This is a genomic window from Pseudoclavibacter terrae (assembly GCF_008831075.1).
GTDB classification, from domain to species: Bacteria; Actinomycetota; Actinomycetes; order Actinomycetales; family Microbacteriaceae; genus Pseudoclavibacter; species Pseudoclavibacter terrae.
This window is the reverse complement of sequence record NZ_WBJX01000002.1, coordinates 266,566-283,440: the sequence shown is the minus strand read 5'-3', so window position 1 is coordinate 283,440 and position 16,875 is coordinate 266,566. Positions and strand designations below refer to the sequence as shown.

Genomic DNA, 16,875 nt, shown 5'->3' with positions numbered 1-16,875 from the left:
GGCCATGCTGTGGATTCAGCTCCCGCGGATCTGCCCGTCGAGGTAGACCCAGCGGCCGTCGGCGCGGATGAAGCGGGCGCGCTCGTGGAGGAGGCCCGCGCCGTCAGGGTCCCGGTACGCGGCCCGGAACTCGACGATTCCGGATTCGTCATCCGGGCCTCCGTCGAGGGTGTCCACGATCTGCAGGCGTCGCCAGACGGTGCCATCGTCGAGGTCGATCTCGTCGGGCCTGGTCGCCTCCGCCCACGTCTCCGCGAGGTAGCCCGGCAGGCCGAGCGCGAATGCCGAGTAGCGGGAGCGCATGAGCGTCTCGGCTGTGGGGGCGGGTCGACCGGCGTGGAAGGCTCCGCAGCATGACTCGTACGCGAGGCGGCTGCCGCAGGGGCAGACGTCGGCAGCAGGCGGAGCTGCGTTGTCGACACGTTCCGCAGGGGCTCGGGCAGAACCGCGTGGCGCCCCCTCTGGTGCGCTCACTCCCCCGCCGCTGGCTTCGTCGCCACGCCGTCGAGCCAGAGCGTGTCCGACTCGTCGCCGTGTGCCCCCGACTTGCCGACGTGCTTCGCGCTGATCTGCGGACCGTTCTTGATGACGTGCACCAGCGCCATGCCGTGCCCGCGACCGAGGTCGTAGTCCTCCTTCAGCCAGGCCAGGATGTCGCCCGCCTTCGTGTCTGGCGCATCGAGGCCCTTCTCCTGGGCGATGGCGATGAACTGACGCGGCGTGAGGCCCGTCTTGCCCTCGATGTTGTCGAGGTACGACTGGAACGACATGGATGCTCCCTCCCTGGGTTCGCCGCTGATCGGCGACCGTGCTGGCATCTTAGCTATCGGTGTTTCCTCCTAACTCCCTGCGGATCGGACCGGGCCGGTGGCGACAGGAGGATGATGTGGCTATGTCGCACCATCCAGCACTGTCGCGGCCGTTGTTCCACGACGCAGATCAGAATTTCGACGCCAAGATCGTTCTCGGATCCGTCGGCGCAGGTGCCGGCGACCTCGGCGAGATCTTCGCGACGCTCGCCGCTGTCGAGGACGGCAAGCGGGAGTCGTGGGTCAGGGCCTGGTTCGCGAGAGCGCAGGCCACGCAGCAGCTCGCGCAGGTCTCCGAGAGCAGCGGGCGGGCGGCCACCGCGGCCGCGCAGTGGCTGCGAGCATCCGCCTACTACGGCCACGCGCTCAACGCGATCGCGGCGATCGGCGACACCGACGGGTACGCCAACGCGTTCGCCATGCACCGCGCGGCATGGGACCGCTTCGCGTCGCTCAGGCGCGTGCCCCTCGAGGGGTGTTCGATCCGCTACGGGAAAGGCGCCATTCCCGGTTTCCTGCAGCGCCCGGATGTGCCGCCGCGGGATGGGCTGTCGCCCCTGCTCGTGCTGGTCAACGGCAGCGACGGGACGCTCACGGATCTCTACGCGACGATCGGTGCGGCCGCGGCCGCCCGCGGGTACGCCGTGCTGTACTTCGACGGGCCTGGTCAGCAGAGCCAGCTCGTCGCCGGCTCCCACTTCAGACCTGACTTCGAAGCGGTCCTGACGCCCGTGATCGACCACGCGCTGGGTCTGCCGGGCGTCGACGGGTCCCGCGTCGCCGTCTACGGGGTCAGCCAGGCGGGGTACTGGGTGCCGCGGGCGCTGGCATTCGAGCATCGCGTGGCAGCGGCGATCGTCGACCCCGGGGTGACGGACGTGTCGACCTCATGGGTCGGACACCTGCCGTCACCGCTGCGTCACGAGCTGGAGAAGGGCGACTCGAAGCACTTCGACCAGTACATGAAGCTCGGTCTCGGGCACAGCGCCGCCGAACGGGCCGTGTGGAACTTCCGCGCCAGACCCTACGCGAGCACCGGCTACTTCGCGGTCTATCGGGAGGTCGGGAAGTACCGGCTCAATCCGGAGCTCGCCGCCTCGATCACCACGCCGCTGCTCATCACGGCGCCGGAGAACGAGCAGTTCTGGCCCGGACAGTCGGACGAGCTGGCAGGCCTTGTGCCAGACGCGGAGCTGGTTCGGTTCACGGCCGTCAACGGTGCCGATTCTCACTGCGAACCCCTCGCCCGGACCGCCGTCAACGAGGTGCTGCTCGACTGGCTCGACGCGCGCCTCGACGCGCGCGCAGCAGCACGCGGTGACGCCGGTTTCGGGACGCCCGAGGTCACACGCGAAGCCGTCGCCACGGAATCTGCGCTCCGGTGATCCCTCTGGTTCCGAGCGGCAGTCGCGGGCGGCGCGGGAGCCAGGTCGTGGGCGGCTACTCGCTGCGCTTGGCGACGAGTCGGTCTCGGACCTGACGACGGAGCACCTTGCCGATGAGTGACTTGGGGAGCTCCTCGACCTGCACGACCCGCTTGGGCACCTTGTAGGACGCGAGGCGTGAGCGGCAGAAGTCGCGCAGCGCGTCGCCGTCGAACGTGGCACCGTCGCGGAGCACGACCGCGGCGGTCACATCCTCACCCCCGGAGCTGCGCGGGAGGCCGACAACTGCGGCGCCCTCGACATCGGGGTGCGCGGTGAGGGCTTCCTCGACTTCGGAGGGGCTCACGTTGAAGCCGCCCGTGATGATGAGCTCCTTCTTGCGGTCGACGACCGTCACGAAGCCGTCGTCGGACACGGTGACGATGTCGCCGGTGCGAAGCCAGCCGCCGGCGAGGAGCACTTCGCGCGTCTCGTCCGGCCGCTTCCAGTAGCCCTGGAACACCTGCGGCCCGCGGATGAGGAGCTCGCCCGATTCCCCGGCGGCGCGGTCGATGCTCGGGTCGTCCGGGTCGACGACGCGGATGTGCGTGCCCGGGAAGGGAACCCCGACCGTCCCGGGGCGCCTGGTCGGGCCGACGGGGTTGCCGAGCGCGACCGGCGATGTCTCGGTCATGCCGTATCCCTCAACCAGGAGCCCTCCGGTGACCTCCTCCCAGCGCTCGACCGTCTTGACGGGCAGGCTCATGGCCCCCGAGATCGCGAAGCGGATGCCCGTGAAGCTGACCCCCTTGCGGGAGGCTGCCCTCGACAGCGCGTCGTAGATGGGAGGGACTGCTGGCAGGAAGGTCGGCGGGGAGCTCTTCGCCGCGGCGACGACGAGGTCGACGTCGAACTTCGGGAAGAGGACGAGCCGCGCGCCGATGCTCATGGCGAAGGTGAGGCACAGCGTCATGCCATACGCGTGGAACAGCGGGAGCACCCCGTAGAAGACCTCCCGCCCCTCCGTGAGCCCGGGCACCCACGCACGACCCTGCGCGGCGTTCGCGCGCAGGTTGCGGTGGGTGAGGATGGCGCCCTTGGGGTTGCCGGTGGTTCCGCTCGTGTACTGCAGCAGGGCGACGTCGTCGAGGGCGGGCTTGGGCACGCGCTTCGAGATGCGCTTCGCATTCGCGATGCGCTCCCACTTGAGCACGCCTCGATCCGAGGGCGTCGCCGTCATGGCCTCGCGGGATTCGCGGGCCTTCGCGACGGGAAGGCGCAGCGCGAGTCGCTTCCCGAACGGAAGCGCGCTCGTCATGTCCACGGCGACGATCGTGTCCGGGACGACGTCGCTCGGCAGCTCCGAGATGAGATCGGCGACCTTGTCCCACACGATCGCGATCTTCGCGCCGTGGTCTTCGAACTGATGCCGCAGCTCGCGCGCCGTGTAGAGCGGGTTGTGCTCGATGACGATCGCGCCGAGCCGGAGTGCGGCATAGAAGGCGATGACGTGCTGTGGGCAGTTGGGGAGCACCAACGCGACGCGGTCGCCCGCCGTGACCCCGAGCTTGCGGAGGCCCTCGGCCGCACGAGCCACCTGCTCCCCGAGCTCGCCGTAGCTGGTCTCGGCGCCGAAGAACTCGAGCGCCGGGCGAGAGCCGAAGTGCTTCACGGAGTTCTCGAGCAGGTCGACGAGGGACTCCCGCACCTCGGCGATGTCATGAGGCACGTCGTCGGCGTACGCGGCCAACCATGGCCTGGACGCGAGGTCGGACGTGCTGCTGGTCTCGTTGGCGTCGTTCACCGGGGTCCTTTCGACGGGCACGGCTGCGCGCACAGCGGTGCGCTCGAAGCCTAAGTCGCGGCACTTGTGCTGAAGCCGTGTGTCCCGGAGCCTCTCGCGCTCCCCGCGACGCGCATCCGCTTCCTCACGCGATCGACGAGAGACTCATAGTCCAGCCATAGGAAAGTGCTTCAAGCTACAACTATGAAGAAGCCATCGAAGAAAGCCACCATCGGTCTCGTCATCGCGGCCGTTGTCGTGGTGATCGGCATCGCCGCCGCCGTGTTCGGCCCCATGATCTACCGTGACGTGATCGCCGAGCCCGCCGCCGAGGCGCCGGCCCTCGAGATCGAGTCGACGGCCCCGAGCGCTGCCGACGCCAGCACGCTCGCGGGCTCGTGGACCGTCGCGTCCGGCTCCTACGCTGGATACCGGGTCGACGAGGTGCTCAACGGCACGGACGTGACGGTCACCGGTCGCACCGAGACCGTCTCTGGCACGCTCACGACGACCGAGACCGAGCTCACGGCCGCCGACATCACGGTCGACGTCGCATCCATCGCCACCGACGAGGAACGTCGCGACGAGTACTTCCGCAGCGAAGCACTCGACACCGCCGCGAACCCGGAAGCGACCTTCACGCTCGACGAGCCAGTGGCCGCACTCGACGGACTCGCGGATGGCACGCAGGCGACGATCCCGGCCACCGGAACGCTCACGCTCAACGGCGTCAGCCAGCAGGTGACCATCGACATCACGGCAGGCCTTGACGGCGACAACGTGCAGGTCGCCGGCAGCATACCCGTGACCTTCGCCGACTACGGGGTCGAAGCCCCGAACCTGGGCTTCGTCTCCGTCGAGCCCACCGGATCCGTCGAGTTCCTGCTCGTCCTCGAGCGCGCGTAGGGGCGCGGCGAGCCTGGCCCGTCGGCCGGCTGGCCGACTCCCCCACCGCGCTCATCCGCTGACCAGCTTGCGTGACGAGACCGGCTCCTCCGGGCCAGACCCAGCCCAGAAGCCCAGATCGTCACGCAAGTTGGTCAGCCCGGTGTACGGTCCGGCGGGCTAGCTGTCTGGCTGTCCAGCAGCACTGTCTGCTTGGCCGGCCAGGCAGACGCGGGTGACGGCGTCGACCCCAGGCCGACGGCATTGTTCAGGTGCGGGTTTCGAGGGCGTCGATCTTGCCCTGCAACACATGACGCTGCTGCTCGTTTGCGGTGAGCTCGACCGCGACGCTCAGCTCCGATCTCGCCTCGTCGATCCTCCCGAGCTGCGCGAGCAGCTCACCGCGGACGCTCGCGAGGAGCGGGCCACGGGCGAGGGCACCGGATGCGCCGAGCCGGTCTACGATGGCGAGCGCGGTTGCCGGTCCGGTCGCCATCGAGACGGCGACGGCCCGGTTGAGTTCGACGATGGGGCTCGGGGCCAGGCGTCCGAGGACCTCGTAGAGCACGACGATCTGCGGCCAGTCGGTGTCCTGCACGGAACGGGCCACTGCGTGCCGCTCGGCGATGGCGGCCTGCAGGCAGTAAGTGCCGCGCCCCTTGCCGAGGGCGTCGGCTCTGGCCAGGAGGGCGCGACCGCGGAGGATCGCCGAGCGGTCCCAGCGTCGCCGATCCTGGTCGGCGAGCAGGATGGGGGTGCCGTCGGCCGACTCACGCGCCGCGAAGCGCGAGCTCTGGAACTCCATGAGTGCGACAAGTCCGAGCACCTCGGGCTCTCTGGGGAGCATGCTGGTGAGCGCCCGGCCGAGGCGGAGGGCTTCCGCAGCGAGGTCGGATCGCAGCCAGCGGTCTCCGGAACTGGCCGCGTAGCCCTCGGTGAAGATCAGGTAGATGACGGCGAGGACGCCGCCGAGGCGCGGGGTCCACTCGCTCGGGTCGGGCGTCTCGAAGGGCACCCTGGCGGCGGCGAGGCTCTTCTTGGCCCGCACGATGCGCTGCTGCACGGTCGCGACCGGGATGAGGAAGAGGCGCGCGATCTCGTCCGTCGTGAGGCCACCGACGATGCGCAGCGTGAGCGCGACTTGCGCCTCGCGGGAGAGCGCGGGGTGGCAGGCGACGAAGATGAGTCGGAGGACGTCGTCGCTGATGGGCACCCAGGGGTCGCTGGCGGTCGCATCCGCGTCGCTCAGGTCGCGTGCGATGGCGCTGTAGCGGTCGTCGAGTCGCTCGCGGCGCCGCCACCTGTCGATGGCCTTGCGTTTGGCGACGGCGGTGAGCCAGGCGCCCGGGTTGGCCGGGACGCCTGACTCTGGCCACTGGGTGAGCGCGTCGGCGACGGCTTCCTGTGCGAGGTCTTCGGCAACGCCGACGTCGCCGACCATCCTCGTGAGGGTCGAGACGATGCGGGCGCTCTCGATGCGCCAGACGGCGTCGATGGCGGCGGCGGTCGCGGGCTGGCCCGACGGTCGAGCGGCGACATCGTCGTTCTTCTCTCCGTGGCCGTCGCCGGGCCCTGCCGAGATCATCGCCGTATCCTCTGCCCGCGTCCGTGTTCGGGTGCGCTCAGGCGCCGGCCTGCTGCTCGCGCCAGCCCTCTTCCTTCTGGATGAATTCGTTGTCTTCGTGGCCGGCGAAGTCGCTCATGTCGGTGACGCGGCGCACTTCGAGCTTCGAACCCGGCCCCTGGAGTGGGGCTCGGGAGGCCCACTGGATGGCTTCGTCGCGGGTGGTGGTCTCGATGATCCAGAAGCCGTTGAAGAGCTCGTGGGTCTCGCCGTATGGGCCGTCGGTGACGACGGGCTGCTCGCCTGAGAAGTCGACGACGAAGGCGGTGCTGAGGTCGTCGGCGAGGCCCTCGCCTGCGAGGAGGACGCCGGCTTCCATCATGGACTCGTTGTACTTGCCCATGGCGTTGATGATCTCGGTGAAGTCGGTGTTCTCGTAGGCGGCCTTGGCGTCGTCGGTGGCACGCATGATGAGCATGAACTTCATGATGATTCTCCTTGTCTGCAGCCCCGCAGGGCCGGTTGCAGGGTGCCGATCAGCACCCGTCTACTATGGCGTCGAACGGCGGTCGAGGAAATCGACACGTGCCGTGAATTTTCTTGAGAATCTTTTCGGGAGGCCGGTCGGCGCATCTTCAAGTCGGCTTGCTAGCTTCCGGGCATGACGAGCGATTTCGAACCACGGGTCGACCGAGTCTCGAGAGTGCTGCCGGCGAGCGCATCCAAGATCTACGCGGCGCTTCTCGATCAGCGCGCGCTGGAGACCTGGCTGCCGCCGGCGGGGATGACGGGCAGGTACACGCGTTTCGAGCCGCGCGTGGGCGGGCGCAGTGTGCTTGAGCTCACGTATGCGGAGGTTCCGGTTGGTGGTGGGAAGACTGCTGAGTCGCGGGATGTGTCTGAGTCGGTGTTCGTGGAGCTGGTGGAGGACGAGCGGGTCTCGCAGCAGGTGGTGTTCGAGTCGGACGATGCGCGGTTTGCGGGGACGATGACGATGGTGTGGGAGTTGGCGGAGTTTCCGGGCGGCACTCTGGTGACGGTGTCGGCGTATGACGTGCCGAGTGGCATCAGTCAGGCGGATCACGTGGAGGGCATCTCGTCGTCGTTGGAGAACCTTTCGGCGTTTGTGGGTCGCTCGTGAAGCAGCAGGTGAACTTCGTGACGTTCGCGACTCGCGATCTCGACGATGCGCGGCGCTTCTACGTCGATGCGCTCGGGTGGGAACCGCTGCTCGATGTTGAGGGCGAGATCGTGTTCTTCCAGTTGGGGGCGGGGCAGGTGCTCGGGTTCTTCGATGCGGAGAAGTTCAACCGCGATCTGGGGACGGGTGAGGATCGTTCGCAGGTGTCGGGTGTGACGTTGGCGCACAACGTGGGGAGCCGCGAGGAGGTCGTCGCGGTGGTCTCGGCGATGGCGGCTGGTGGTGGGGTGACGTTGAAGGTGCCGCAGGAGGGTGATTTCGGCGGTGTGTTCCACGGTTTGGTCGAGGATCCGAATGGTGTCGTCTGGGAGGTGGCGCACAACCCTGGTTGGAGTGTGCTCCCCGACGGGTCGGTTGTGTTCGGGGAGGGCGAGTAGGGGTTCGGGGCGGTGGTCCACGGCTGGTGTGGTCTGCGTGGGCCGGGCGCTGGTTTGGCGAACTTGTCCGGTTGCGCGCGTCAACAGCGGGGCTGCTGGGGATGCTCGTTGCAGTCGCCGACGGTGATGACGGTGTCGGCGGTGAAGAGTTCGAGGGTGACGGTGGTCGAGGCGCGGTCGAGCGTTCCGGTGACGGGGATGTTCGTGCCGTTGGCGAGGGTCACGATGGCCGTGTAGACGACGGTGACGGATGCCTGAACGGACATCTTCTCGGTGTAGACGTGGCTCGTCTCGGTGGCGGTGAAGTCCTCTTGCCCGAGTGCTTCCCAGGGTGAGCCGGGTGTCGTCGTTTCCTGCGTGGTGCCGTCGCCGTAGTCCCACCGGTATGAAACTGGGGTGAAGGTCACGGTGATCGGGTGGCCGAGGACGCTCCCGGCCGCGCTGTGCTGGGCGGCCGCAGTGTAGAAGTTGGTGTGGGTACCGACGATGCTCCATGTCGAGGGCTCGGCCGTGAGGGTTACTGCGGCGGGCGCGAGGGTGAGCACGTCGCTGATCGTGAAACTCGTGGGTGGCCTCGGCGCGGTCGTGGTGGTGCCGCCTCCCCCGCCGCCACCGCACCCCCTGCACTGCACTGCCGCTGGCGCGACGAGGGAGCTCACAGGGGATGCGAGCGCGCTCGCGTTCGGTATGAACGGAGGCGGGCCGCCACCGCCGCTCGTATCGTCTCCTGAGCCTCCGCCGTCAACCCAGCTGTCGTCGGACGAGGAGTCATCCCCGGAGCCCCCGCCGTCGTACGAGTCGGAGGGACCCGGGTCACCCACGTACGTCTCCTCGACGTTGATGCTCACGCCGTTCCCGTCGTTGGAGACACTGCCGCAAGCACCCAGCAAGAGTTCGCTAGAGTCGCAGGCTGCACGGGGCAGAGCTCCTGAAGGGGCAGCTATGCCGTTGACGATTGCCGCGCTTATGAGCAGAAGCTGGCGCCAGACCATGGTGCACTCCCATTGGACTTAAAGCCGTCCTGGCTACTGACAATCTCGAACACGACAGAGAACCGGTCAGGAACGTCAGGCGCCCGGGCACTGATTCCAGCAGCGTCGACAATGTTGAAATGGGAAACGTCGTAGCACCCGTAGGCGGCGATAAGCACTGACCCGTCGGCGGCGCTCACGCTCTGGACGCCGAGGTTCGACACGGTCGCGGCACCCACGACTGTCTGCCCAGCACTTTTGATTTCGTCCGCCGACTCACCAATCGACGTTCGGTGCTCTTCGGTGGCGACCGGACTGAGGCTCTCGACTCCGGCTTGTCCTGACAGGACCGCCGCTTCCGCCGCCAGGAACTTCGGCACCAACTCTTCCACGATCGCGAGGGCTTCCTCGTTGCTGGGAAGGACCGGAGTTGAAGTCACAGTGATGGGGCTGGGAGGCGGGCTTGGTGCGGTGGCTTCGGGCTCGCATCCGCTTAGCCCGACGGTCGCCCCGAGGCTGAACATCATCAGCAGAACGGTGCCGATGGCCCGCCTGCGCTTCCCCCTTGGTTGCATGGCCGTCAAGGTAGCCGCTCTCGAAAATGTTCGCAGAAGTTATCCACAGATCGACGGTTTGGGCCGCGTGCTGGGTAGCATCGTCGCGTGACGAGCCCCAGCGATTGGATCGAGCATCGCCGTGGAGACGGTGAGCTCCTCGGTTGGATGCGCCCGCACGGCGATGGTTTCGTGGTCATCGACCTACTCGGACGGGAATGCTCCGGGGAACTCGACTGGTTCGAAGCTGAGACGCTTCTGGATGATCTGGGAATCGGGTATCTCGCCGACGCCTATGAGCTGCGCCTGGAGAACGGCGCGTGGCTGCGCGTGCGCATCACTGAAGTGTCGACGGTCAGCGTCCGCGTGAAGCGGGACGACTGGGGAGACATCACGGTGCCCAACGTCGAGTTCACGCTGTCGTTCCCACCGAACGACGAGCTCCGCCCGGTTCGCGCGACTCGCGACCAGCGCGGTCACGCAATGTAGATCTCAAAGATATAGACCCTCTTCGATCTCAGGCACCGTTCGTCGAGGATCTGGTCGTTCAGCATGTTGGAGACGAGATCGGAACCGCCACGTTCCGAGCGCGCGCGGTCAGCCTGTTCAGCGTTCGCCGTCGAGTTCCCTAGGCTGGCCCCATGCCCCGCACTCTGATCCTGCTCCGTCATGCCAAAGCCGAGCATCCGATGACGATCGACGACCGCCAGCGTTCGCTCGCTGACCGTGGCGTGCGTGAGGCCGCGGAGGCCGGGGATTGGCTGCGCGAGCATGCGCCGAAGGTGGACCGTGTGCTCTGCTCCCCCGCCGCGCGCACGCGGCAGACGCTGGAGACTGCTGAGATCCTGGCTCCGGCCGAGTTCCCGAGTGCCCTGTACATGGGTGGCGAGGACGACTACCTCGAGCAGGTCAAGGAGACCGGCGCCGAGGTGCAGACGCTGCTGGTCATCGGACACGAGCCGACCGTGTCGGGCACGGCGATCGCGTTGGCCGCCGACAAGGAGTCGGACCTGGCGCGGGAGATCCGCCATGGCTACCCGACATCAGGGATCACCGTGCTGACGTTCCACGGCGAATGGGAAGCCCTGCGCTGGAATTCGGCCAATATCACGGCGTTCCACGCACCCCACTAGGCGCGTCTCGCGCGGGGGCTCGCATCCACACGACGAACGCGGGTTCGTTCGCCACCGGAGCGTCATCTGCCGTGTGGATGCCCGGCCCCGCGCCGCGGGTCAGGTGGACGCGCGCGACGTTCGCCGTGCGTCCGCTGGCCGTAGCGTCATGCCGACGAGCGGAAAGAGCAGCACGGAGAGCATCCCGGCGCCCACGAGCGACGAGGCGAGGGCGGGGTCGAGGACCTTCTCGTCGACGCCGATGGCGGTCACCGCCACGATGATCGGAAGCGCCGTCGCACTGAGGAGCCCAAGGCTCGCCCGCTCGCTCGGCGCCGCGCCCTTCGGCGCCACCAGCTGCGCGGGAACACCTCTGATGACCAGCAGCAGCACGAGGAACACGGGGAGAAGGATGAGCGCCTGCGTGCTACCGAGCAGCGCGTCGAGGTTGAAGGTGACGCCCGTGTAGATGAAGAAGAGCGGCACGAGGAAGCCGAACGCGATCGCTTCGATCTTGCTCTCGACCTGCTCCAGGTCTTCCTCGGGCGCGCTGCGCATCACGATCTGCCACATGACGCCCGCGGCGAAGGCGCCGAGGAGGATGTCGAGGTCGAGGAGCGCGCTGAGGGCGACGAGGCTGGCGAGCGTGAAGATGACGACTCGCACGGCGAACTGCCCGGACGTGTGGAGGCTGGCGCTGACGAGCCTGTGCAGGTGCCCGTGCTGCATGCGGATGGCGACGAGGATGGCGGCACCCGTGATGACGACGAACAGCGTCAGCACCAGCACCGAGAGGCCGGGCGAGCGGGTGCCGAGGAAGACGGAGATGGCGACCAGGGGCCCGAATTCGCCGACCGCGCCCATAGCCGTCGTGGCCTTCCCGAACGGCGATCCGAGCTCGCCGGCATCCCGGAGGATGGGGATGAGCGCGCCGAGCGCCGTGGAGCTGAGTGCGATCGCGATGATCACGGCCGCTTCACCCGGCGCGATGAGGAACCCCGCGGCGAGCCCCATGGCGAGACTCCCCACCCAGGCGAGTGAGGCCCTGCCGAGGAGTCCGCTGCCGAGGCTGCGGAAGCGGATCTCGTTGCCGGCGACGAAGAACAGCGCGGCGAGCCCGAACTCGGAGAGCCAGTTGAGCAGGTCAGACTTGTCGACCCAGCCGAGGAGGCTCGGCCCGACGGCGATGCCGAGCAGCAGTTCGAACACGACGATGGGCACCTTGACCCAGGCGGAGATGCTGCGCGCGAAGAGGGGAGCCAGCACCGCGAGGGCCGGGATGAGGAAGACCCCGGGTTCCGACACGCGCTCAGCGTAACAGCGGCGCGGGAGGCGACCGGAGCGTCGCGGCGGACGTTTTTGTGCGTCGGGCGCGTAGCGTGAGATCGGGCCGCGCCCCGCGTCCATCGCCACGGCCCGCTGGGAAGGACCCCATGAAGCTGCACACGATCACCACCGGCGACGGCCCGAAGAAGGTCGCGTTGGTGCACGGCATCGGTGCGAGCGCTGAACTGTGGGGGTCGCTCGCCGAGCGGATCGCGGCGTCTGGCGAGTACACGGCGATCGCCGTCGACCTGCGCGGCCACGGGGAGAGCCCTCGGGCTCAGAGCTACCGTCTCGGCGAGTTCGTCGACGACCTCATCGAGACCCTGCCTGGCGACCTGCACAGCGCAGTGGGTCATTCGCTCGGTGGCGCACTGCTCGTGCGCGCCGTGCCCCGCCTGCTCCCGCACCGGGCGATCTACCTCGACCCTGGCTTCAAGCTCGGGCTGCCGAGCGAGGGCGCGGGTGCTCGCGTCTTCTGGGCACTCTCCGGGGTGACGCTGCCGCTCGTGATGCTGGCCAGCGCCGCGACGGGCACCGGGGACAGCAAGCGCTACTCGGAGGCGACGCGGGTGCTGGACAAGCGCGCGAAGCGGCGCTTCGACAAGAAGATGACGGTCGGGATCTTCGACCAGATCACCCACGCTCCCACCGCCTCGGCGGCCTCGGTCGTGCCGTCGACGCTGGTGCTCTCGGCGGAGGGCAAGGCGGTCGTGCCTGCGCCGATCCCGGCCGAGCTCGAGGCGCTGGGATGGGATGTGCGTCAGCTGCCGCAGGTCGGGCATCCGTTCTGGCTGCACGACGCCGATGCGACGCTCGGCGCGATTCGCGACGTGCTCTGAGGCACGACCGGCGGACGGGTGCCACCGTCACGATTGGCGGGATGCTTGCGACGGCACGGTGCGCACGACGACGGATGCGCGCGGCCAGTTCTCCTCGGAGCGAACTCGGAGTTACTGCGGACCGCTCCCCTAGGCTGAGCGGCACGTCGATGAAGGGGTGCGCATGCTGTCCATCGAGTTCCCGAGAGATGTCATCTTCACTGCGGCCATATTCGGCTTCGCGACGTTCGTCTGGGCCGGATGGGCGCAGGAGCGTCCGCGGCACTGGGCGTGGCGGATCGTGTTCGGCGTGCTGAGCCTCGCTGGCGTCGCTCTCGTCGGCATCACCTTGCCGACGGCGATCAGGAACTGGTCGAGCGCGACGGCGTTGCAGGTGGATTCGGTGCCCTTCATGATCTACATCGTGATGGTGGCCCTCGAGGTGATCGGCGGTCTGATCGCGGCGCTCATCCTGCTGAGGCGCAAGAAGGGCGAGCTGATGGCGCCCGTCATGCTGCTCATCGTCGGGCTGCACTGGGTGCCGATGATCTGGGTGTTCGAGCAGCCGTTCCTGGCGCCCGTCTCGGTCTGGACGATCGGCGTGGCGATCGCGACGTTCTTCCTGCCGAGCGAGAAGCAGGCGCCGAGCTTCTGGTGCGGCATCCTGACGGCCCCGATCTTTCTGGTGACTGGCATCATCTTCGCGATCGTGGGTCTCAACGAGTTCGCGAGCATGACCTGCGCCTGCTGAGTCGGCGGTGATTGCCCGTTCACGGCGCCTCTTTCGTGCCCGGCTGGTGCTCTAGCATCGGCCGTCATGGAGTTTCTTCCGCTATTCGCGCTGGCCGCGCTCTTCGCCGCCGCCGGAGTTTGGCAGGCCGGTTGGCCCGCATCCGCCGCTTCGACGGGGCAGCGGTGGATGTTCCGCGACCGCGAGCCGAACTGGAGCGACGCGTACCTCGGCTACATCCGGTTCGGCGGCGTGGTGCTGTGCGTGCTGGCGATTGTCGCGACGGGCATGGCGTTCACGTTCACGTTCCGGGCGACGCTCGCCGAGCGGTGCGAGTCGGAGCTGAAGCCTGCACTGGATGCGACGCGGAGCGACGTGGGTTGGACTGCGTCGTCGATGGAGGCGTTCGCGGCCGAGCACGATCTGGATCTGCAGACGGGCACCACGAAGGTGGACCTGCCGGAGCTGCCCGACTTCGGGGCGGTGTACGGGCTGGACACGGAGGCACCTTCGAAGCCGACGCCCCTGGTCACGACGACGTATACGTTCTCGACGATGGGGACGGCGGCCGTGGCCGCGTCGGTGCAGACGGGCGGATACGAGTCGTCGCTGCCGGAGCTGGAGGCGGACTCGGCGGTCTGCATGCCGTGAGCCGCGCATCCGGTGCCCCTCCCTCTGCGAGGTGCGCCGGTTTCGACCCGCTTCGTCGCGCGAACCGAGCGACTTGTTAACCTGGTGGTCAGTACTTCGTCATACGTAACTCGACCAGACATACAGAACCAGGGAACAACAGAACATGAGAATTGCGATCATCGGTGCGGGCCCGAGCGGCATGGCACAGCTTCGGGCGTTCGAGTCGGCGGCTGAGCAGGGGCGGGAGATCCCTGAGATCGTCTGCTTCGAGAAGCAGGCTGATTGGGGCGGCCAGTGGAACTACACGTGGATGACGGGCCTCGATGAGCACGGCGAGCCCGTCCATTCGAGCATGTATCGCAATCTCTGGTCGAACGGACCGAAGGAGGCCCTCGAGTTCGCTGACTACAGCTTCGATGAGCACTTCGGTCGACCAATCTCGTCGTATCCCCCGCGCCCCGCGCTGTGGGATTACATCTCGGGCCGCGTCGAGCGGGCGGGCGTGCGCAAGCACGTGCGTTTCAGCACGGTGGTGCGCTGGGTGGACTTCGATGAGGCGACGCAGCAGTTCACCCTGGTGAGCGAGGACCTGGAGTCGAAGAAGACGAGCCGTGAGGTGTTCGACCGCGTCATCGTCGGATCCGGGCATTTCTCGTTCCCGAAGATGCCGTCGTTCGAGGGCCTCGAGACGTTCCCAGGCCAGGTGAGCCACGCCCACGAGTTCCGTGGTGCGGAGAACCTGCGTGGCAAGGATGTACTGGTGATCGGGTCGAGCTATTCGGCGGAGGACATCGGCAGCCAGGCGCACAAGATGGGTGCGCGGTCGGTGACCGCGAGCTACCGGACGGCGCCGATGGGGTACGACTGGCCGCTGGGCTTCGAGGAACGTCCGCTGGTGACGAAGTTCGACGGCTCGACGGCCTTCTTCGCGGATGGCACCGAGAAGGAGTTCGACGCGGTGGTGCTGTGCACGGGGTATCTGCACAAGTACCCGTTCCTGCCGAACGAGCTGGCGCTCGACTCCCCCAACAACGTGTATCCGGAGGGCCTCTACAAGGGAGTCGTGTGGGAGCAGAACCCGCACCTGTTCTACCTTGGCGCGCAGGACCAGTGGTTCACGTTCAACATGTTCGACGCGCAGACGTGGTTCGTGCGCGACGTCATCCTGGGCGATGTCGTGCTGCCCGGGGTGGATGCGCGGCAGTCCGACATCGACGCGTGGCTCGAGCGTTTCCACGCGATCGGTGGGGCTGCGGATGAGATCCGCTTCCAGGCCGACTACGTGCGCGATCTCATCGAGGCGACGGACTACCCGATATTCGATCTGGACGAGGTCGTGGAGATCTTCCTCGAGTGGAAGCACGACAAGGCCGAGGACATCATGGGGTACCGCGACCGCGCGTACCGGTCCGTGATGACGGGCACGATCGCGTCCACGCACCACACGAAGTGGGTGGATGAACTCGACGACAGCCTTGCTCGGTACCTTGCGCCGCTGCCGCCTGCTGGTGCTGCTTCTGGCTCTGCCGCTGGCTCTGCCGCTGGCGCGACGGCGGATGCTGCTGGCGCGCCTGCTCTCTAGCCTGGCTTTAGGCTGTCGGGATGAAGCTCAGCCGACATGACGCCGCGATCCGTCTCGATATTCCGCTCGAGATGGCGAAGCGGAACGGCCTGCCCCCGTACATCGCCGAGGAGGCGTTGGCGGAGCTGGACGCGAATCCGCCGGCGTGGCTCGCTCAGTCGCGCGCGAACCGCACGGGCAAGCGTCCGGTGTGGGCGACGTTGACGTGCGAGGTGTGCGGGACGGTTGAGAAGGTGCGACCGAAGAAGTGGTGGCCGGAGTTCACGTATGTGTCGTGCGACAACCATGATCTCGACGAGTTGCCGGAGCCTGCGGCTGGAACGACGCGGGAGTTTTCGTACGGCATCGGCACTCGCTTCACGGGTGTCGTCGACGCGTAGGCATATCTGAATATTCAGATACTCGAGTAGTATCTGAATATTCAGATGGGAGTCCGCCATGACTGCACGCGCGCGGCTCACAGCACCCGCCGACTTCGGCTTGGCCGTGCAGCAGGCGCGCCTCGAGGCCGGTCTCAGCCAGGCTGAGCTCGCCGAGCGCCTGCAGTTGTCGCAGAGTGCGGTGAGCGAGATCGAGAGCGGGAAGACGACGATTTATCTGCGGCGCCTCTTCGATCTGATGCACGAGCTGGGCATTGAGTTGTCGGCGAGCTGGGAGCAGCGGGCAGACGAGTCGACGGGGCCGCGCTGATGCGATTGGCGGCCGACGCCGAGCGGACTACGACTCGCTGTTGGCCGGCCGCCACCCGCCGTTGGCGGAGAGCAGGTGCAGCTCTCGGCCGATGGAGGCGTACTGCGTGAACTTGGTCGCCGACATGTCGTTCCAGATGGACCCGATGATGCGGTCTTCCGCGGTGTAGTTGGCGATGAGTTCCATGAAGAACGTGTCGTGCTGGATGAAGTCGTCGTGGAAGTCGGAGGCGAGCCAGAACCGTTCGGTGTCTGCGGTCAGGCCGGGGCCCAGGCCGCAGGGTACGTCGGTGAACCAGTCGCGCTCGGGCAGGTACTCGGCCCACTGGTAGTGCGGTGCACCGGCAGCCAGGTCCGGGCCGCGGCCTGCAGCCGGGGCCTTAGACACGACCGCTTGTAGATACTCGGTCACCCAGACGGGCCGGTCTGTGCGGAGTTGGGTCTGGATGGTCATCGAGATCGCGTAGCTCACGCGAC

At 67.5% G+C, this 16,875-nt stretch carries 21 protein-coding genes; 12 read left to right on the top strand and 9 right to left on the bottom strand.

The genetic code is table 11. The features are described from left to right. Nucleotides 1–15 precede the first annotated feature (15 nt). The gene (locus tag F8O03_RS18410; RefSeq protein ID WP_151423340.1) at nucleotides 16–474 is read right to left on the bottom strand and encodes a YchJ family protein; all 459 of its coding nucleotides are present in this window, start codon (nucleotides 472–474) and stop codon (nucleotides 16–18) included. After that, complete coding sequence (locus F8O03_RS07595) at nucleotides 471–770, bottom strand: DUF4287 domain-containing protein (protein ID WP_104252963.1); 300 nt, start codon at nucleotides 768–770, stop codon at nucleotides 471–473. The genes F8O03_RS18410 and F8O03_RS07595 overlap by 4 nt, the downstream gene beginning before the upstream one ends. A gap of 122 nt (nucleotides 771–892) precedes the next feature. Here F8O03_RS07595 and F8O03_RS07590 point away from each other — a divergent pair, with 122 nt between their 5' ends. Then, a complete protein-coding gene (locus tag F8O03_RS07590; RefSeq protein ID WP_151423339.1) occupies nucleotides 893–2,194 on the top strand; it encodes an alpha/beta hydrolase family protein in 1,302 nt (433 codons plus the stop codon). Nucleotides 2,195–2,249: 55 nt separating this feature from the next. Here the strand turns inward: F8O03_RS07590 and F8O03_RS07585 are convergent, their stop codons facing one another. Then, on the bottom strand, nucleotides 2,250–3,977 hold the full coding sequence (locus F8O03_RS07585; protein WP_151423338.1) for a long-chain-fatty-acid--CoA ligase: 1,728 nt from the start codon (nucleotides 3,975–3,977) through the stop codon (nucleotides 2,250–2,252). A 183-nt stretch (nucleotides 3,978–4,160) separates the two neighbouring features. Between F8O03_RS07585 and F8O03_RS07580 the strand changes: the two genes are divergently transcribed. Further along, a complete protein-coding gene (locus tag F8O03_RS07580; protein ID WP_151423337.1) occupies nucleotides 4,161–4,862 on the top strand; it encodes a YceI family protein in 702 nt (233 codons plus the stop codon). A gap of 247 nt (nucleotides 4,863–5,109) precedes the next feature. On the opposite strand, the gene F8O03_RS07575 is transcribed toward F8O03_RS07580, so the two are convergent. Together F8O03_RS07575 and F8O03_RS07570 are read right to left on the bottom strand one after the other, a co-directional pair. Further along, nucleotides 5,110–6,426 (bottom strand): RNA polymerase sigma factor, encoded by a 1,317-nt coding sequence (locus tag F8O03_RS07575; RefSeq protein ID WP_151423336.1) that lies wholly within the window; start codon nucleotides 6,424–6,426, stop codon nucleotides 5,110–5,112. Nucleotides 6,427–6,463: 37 nt separating this feature from the next. Further along, the gene (locus F8O03_RS07570) at nucleotides 6,464–6,892 is read right to left on the bottom strand and encodes a YciI family protein (RefSeq protein WP_151423335.1); all 429 of its coding nucleotides are present in this window, start codon (nucleotides 6,890–6,892) and stop codon (nucleotides 6,464–6,466) included. Between the two features lie 174 nt (nucleotides 6,893–7,066). Here F8O03_RS07570 and F8O03_RS07565 point away from each other — a divergent pair, with 174 nt between their 5' ends. Together F8O03_RS07565 and F8O03_RS07560 are read left to right on the top strand one after the other, a co-directional pair. Further along, nucleotides 7,067–7,546 (top strand): SRPBCC domain-containing protein, encoded by a 480-nt coding sequence (locus F8O03_RS07565; RefSeq protein ID WP_151423334.1) that lies wholly within the window; start codon nucleotides 7,067–7,069, stop codon nucleotides 7,544–7,546. Further along, entirely contained in the window at nucleotides 7,543–7,983 is a 441-nt protein-coding gene (locus tag F8O03_RS07560) for a VOC family protein (RefSeq protein WP_151423333.1), read from the top strand. The genes F8O03_RS07565 and F8O03_RS07560 overlap by 4 nt, the downstream gene beginning before the upstream one ends. Nucleotides 7,984–8,063: 80 nt before the next feature. On the opposite strand, the gene F8O03_RS07555 is transcribed toward F8O03_RS07560, so the two are convergent. Both F8O03_RS07555 and F8O03_RS07550 read right to left on the bottom strand, forming a co-directional pair. After that, the gene (locus tag F8O03_RS07555; protein ID WP_151423332.1) at nucleotides 8,064–8,831 is read right to left on the bottom strand and encodes a hypothetical protein; all 768 of its coding nucleotides are present in this window, start codon (nucleotides 8,829–8,831) and stop codon (nucleotides 8,064–8,066) included. Between the two features lie 116 nt (nucleotides 8,832–8,947). Further along, a complete protein-coding gene (locus tag F8O03_RS07550) occupies nucleotides 8,948–9,481 on the bottom strand; it encodes a hypothetical protein (protein WP_151423331.1) in 534 nt (177 codons plus the stop codon). 135 nt (nucleotides 9,482–9,616) lie between these two features. On the opposite strand from F8O03_RS07550, the gene F8O03_RS07545 reads away from it, so the two are divergent. Both F8O03_RS07545 and F8O03_RS07540 read left to right on the top strand, forming a co-directional pair. Then, nucleotides 9,617–9,997, top strand: a complete 381-nt coding sequence (locus F8O03_RS07545; protein WP_151423330.1) for a hypothetical protein — start codon at nucleotides 9,617–9,619, stop codon at nucleotides 9,995–9,997. A gap of 152 nt (nucleotides 9,998–10,149) precedes the next feature. Continuing rightward, on the top strand, nucleotides 10,150–10,641 hold the full coding sequence (locus F8O03_RS07540) for a SixA phosphatase family protein (RefSeq protein WP_151423329.1): 492 nt from the start codon (nucleotides 10,150–10,152) through the stop codon (nucleotides 10,639–10,641). A gap of 99 nt (nucleotides 10,642–10,740) precedes the next feature. Here F8O03_RS07540 and F8O03_RS07535 read toward each other — a convergent pair whose 3' ends face one another. Further along, nucleotides 10,741–11,925: a cation:proton antiporter gene (locus tag F8O03_RS07535; protein ID WP_244296045.1), complete on the bottom strand. Its 1,185-nt coding sequence runs from the start codon at nucleotides 11,923–11,925 to the stop codon at nucleotides 10,741–10,743. Between the two features lie 128 nt (nucleotides 11,926–12,053). Between F8O03_RS07535 and F8O03_RS07530 the strand changes: the two genes are divergently transcribed. The 6 genes from F8O03_RS07530 (at nucleotide 12,054) to F8O03_RS07505 (ending at nucleotide 16,399) form a co-directional block, all read left to right on the top strand. Further along, nucleotides 12,054–12,785, top strand: coding sequence for an alpha/beta hydrolase (locus F8O03_RS07530; protein WP_151423328.1), 732 nt, complete (start codon nucleotides 12,054–12,056; stop codon nucleotides 12,783–12,785). A 163-nt stretch (nucleotides 12,786–12,948) separates the two neighbouring features. Next, a complete protein-coding gene (locus tag F8O03_RS07525) occupies nucleotides 12,949–13,515 on the top strand; it encodes a hypothetical protein (protein ID WP_151423327.1) in 567 nt (188 codons plus the stop codon). Nucleotides 13,516–13,581: 66 nt separating this feature from the next. Next, a complete protein-coding gene (locus F8O03_RS07520) occupies nucleotides 13,582–14,145 on the top strand; it encodes a DUF6199 family natural product biosynthesis protein (protein ID WP_151423326.1) in 564 nt (187 codons plus the stop codon). A gap of 145 nt (nucleotides 14,146–14,290) precedes the next feature. Further along, nucleotides 14,291–15,709 carry an NAD(P)-binding domain-containing protein gene (locus F8O03_RS07515; RefSeq protein ID WP_151423325.1) on the top strand — a complete coding sequence of 473 codons (1,419 nt, stop codon included), beginning with the start codon at nucleotides 14,291–14,293 and terminating at the stop codon, nucleotides 15,707–15,709. Nucleotides 15,710–15,729: 20 nt separating this feature from the next. Beyond that, the gene (locus F8O03_RS07510) at nucleotides 15,730–16,089 is read left to right on the top strand and encodes a hypothetical protein (protein ID WP_104241063.1); all 360 of its coding nucleotides are present in this window, start codon (nucleotides 15,730–15,732) and stop codon (nucleotides 16,087–16,089) included. A 58-nt stretch (nucleotides 16,090–16,147) separates the two neighbouring features. Beyond that, a complete protein-coding gene (locus tag F8O03_RS07505; protein WP_151423324.1) occupies nucleotides 16,148–16,399 on the top strand; it encodes a helix-turn-helix domain-containing protein in 252 nt (83 codons plus the stop codon). Nucleotides 16,400–16,426: 27 nt separating this feature from the next. Here F8O03_RS07505 and F8O03_RS07500 read toward each other — a convergent pair whose 3' ends face one another. Beyond that, nucleotides 16,427–16,870, bottom strand: a complete 444-nt coding sequence (locus F8O03_RS07500; RefSeq protein ID WP_151423323.1) for a hypothetical protein — start codon at nucleotides 16,868–16,870, stop codon at nucleotides 16,427–16,429. Between the last annotated feature and the right edge of the window lie 5 nt (nucleotides 16,871–16,875).

Excerpts from the sequence above, each read along its gene's own strand:
- F8O03_RS07525 (WP_151423327.1), top strand. The coding sequence starts at position 12,949 with ATGCTGTCCATCGAGTTCCCGAGAGATGTCATCTTCACTGCGGCCATA.
- F8O03_RS07595 (WP_104252963.1), bottom strand. The coding sequence starts at position 770 with ATGTCGTTCCAGTCGTACCTCGACAACATCGAGGGCAAGACGGGCCTC.
- F8O03_RS07570 (WP_151423335.1), bottom strand. The coding sequence starts at position 6,892 with ATGAAGTTCATGCTCATCATGCGTGCCACCGACGACGCCAAGGCCGCC.
- F8O03_RS07505 (WP_151423324.1), top strand. The coding sequence starts at position 16,148 with ATGACTGCACGCGCGCGGCTCACAGCACCCGCCGACTTCGGCTTGGCC.
- F8O03_RS07580 (WP_151423337.1), top strand. The coding sequence starts at position 4,161 with ATGAAGAAGCCATCGAAGAAAGCCACCATCGGTCTCGTCATCGCGGCC.
- F8O03_RS07530 (WP_151423328.1), top strand. The coding sequence starts at position 12,054 with ATGAAGCTGCACACGATCACCACCGGCGACGGCCCGAAGAAGGTCGCG.
- F8O03_RS07590 (WP_151423339.1), top strand. The coding sequence starts at position 893 with ATGTCGCACCATCCAGCACTGTCGCGGCCGTTGTTCCACGACGCAGAT.
- F8O03_RS07565 (WP_151423334.1), top strand. The coding sequence starts at position 7,067 with ATGACGAGCGATTTCGAACCACGGGTCGACCGAGTCTCGAGAGTGCTG.
- F8O03_RS07510 (WP_104241063.1), top strand. The coding sequence starts at position 15,730 with ATGAAGCTCAGCCGACATGACGCCGCGATCCGTCTCGATATTCCGCTC.
- F8O03_RS07550 (WP_151423331.1), bottom strand. The coding sequence starts at position 9,481 with ATGATGTTCAGCCTCGGGGCGACCGTCGGGCTAAGCGGATGCGAGCCC.
- F8O03_RS07515 (WP_151423325.1), top strand. The coding sequence starts at position 14,291 with ATGAGAATTGCGATCATCGGTGCGGGCCCGAGCGGCATGGCACAGCTT.
- F8O03_RS07520 (WP_151423326.1), top strand. The coding sequence starts at position 13,582 with ATGGAGTTTCTTCCGCTATTCGCGCTGGCCGCGCTCTTCGCCGCCGCC.
- F8O03_RS07540 (WP_151423329.1), top strand. The coding sequence starts at position 10,150 with ATGCCCCGCACTCTGATCCTGCTCCGTCATGCCAAAGCCGAGCATCCG.
- F8O03_RS07575 (WP_151423336.1), bottom strand. The coding sequence starts at position 6,426 with ATGATCTCGGCAGGGCCCGGCGACGGCCACGGAGAGAAGAACGACGAT.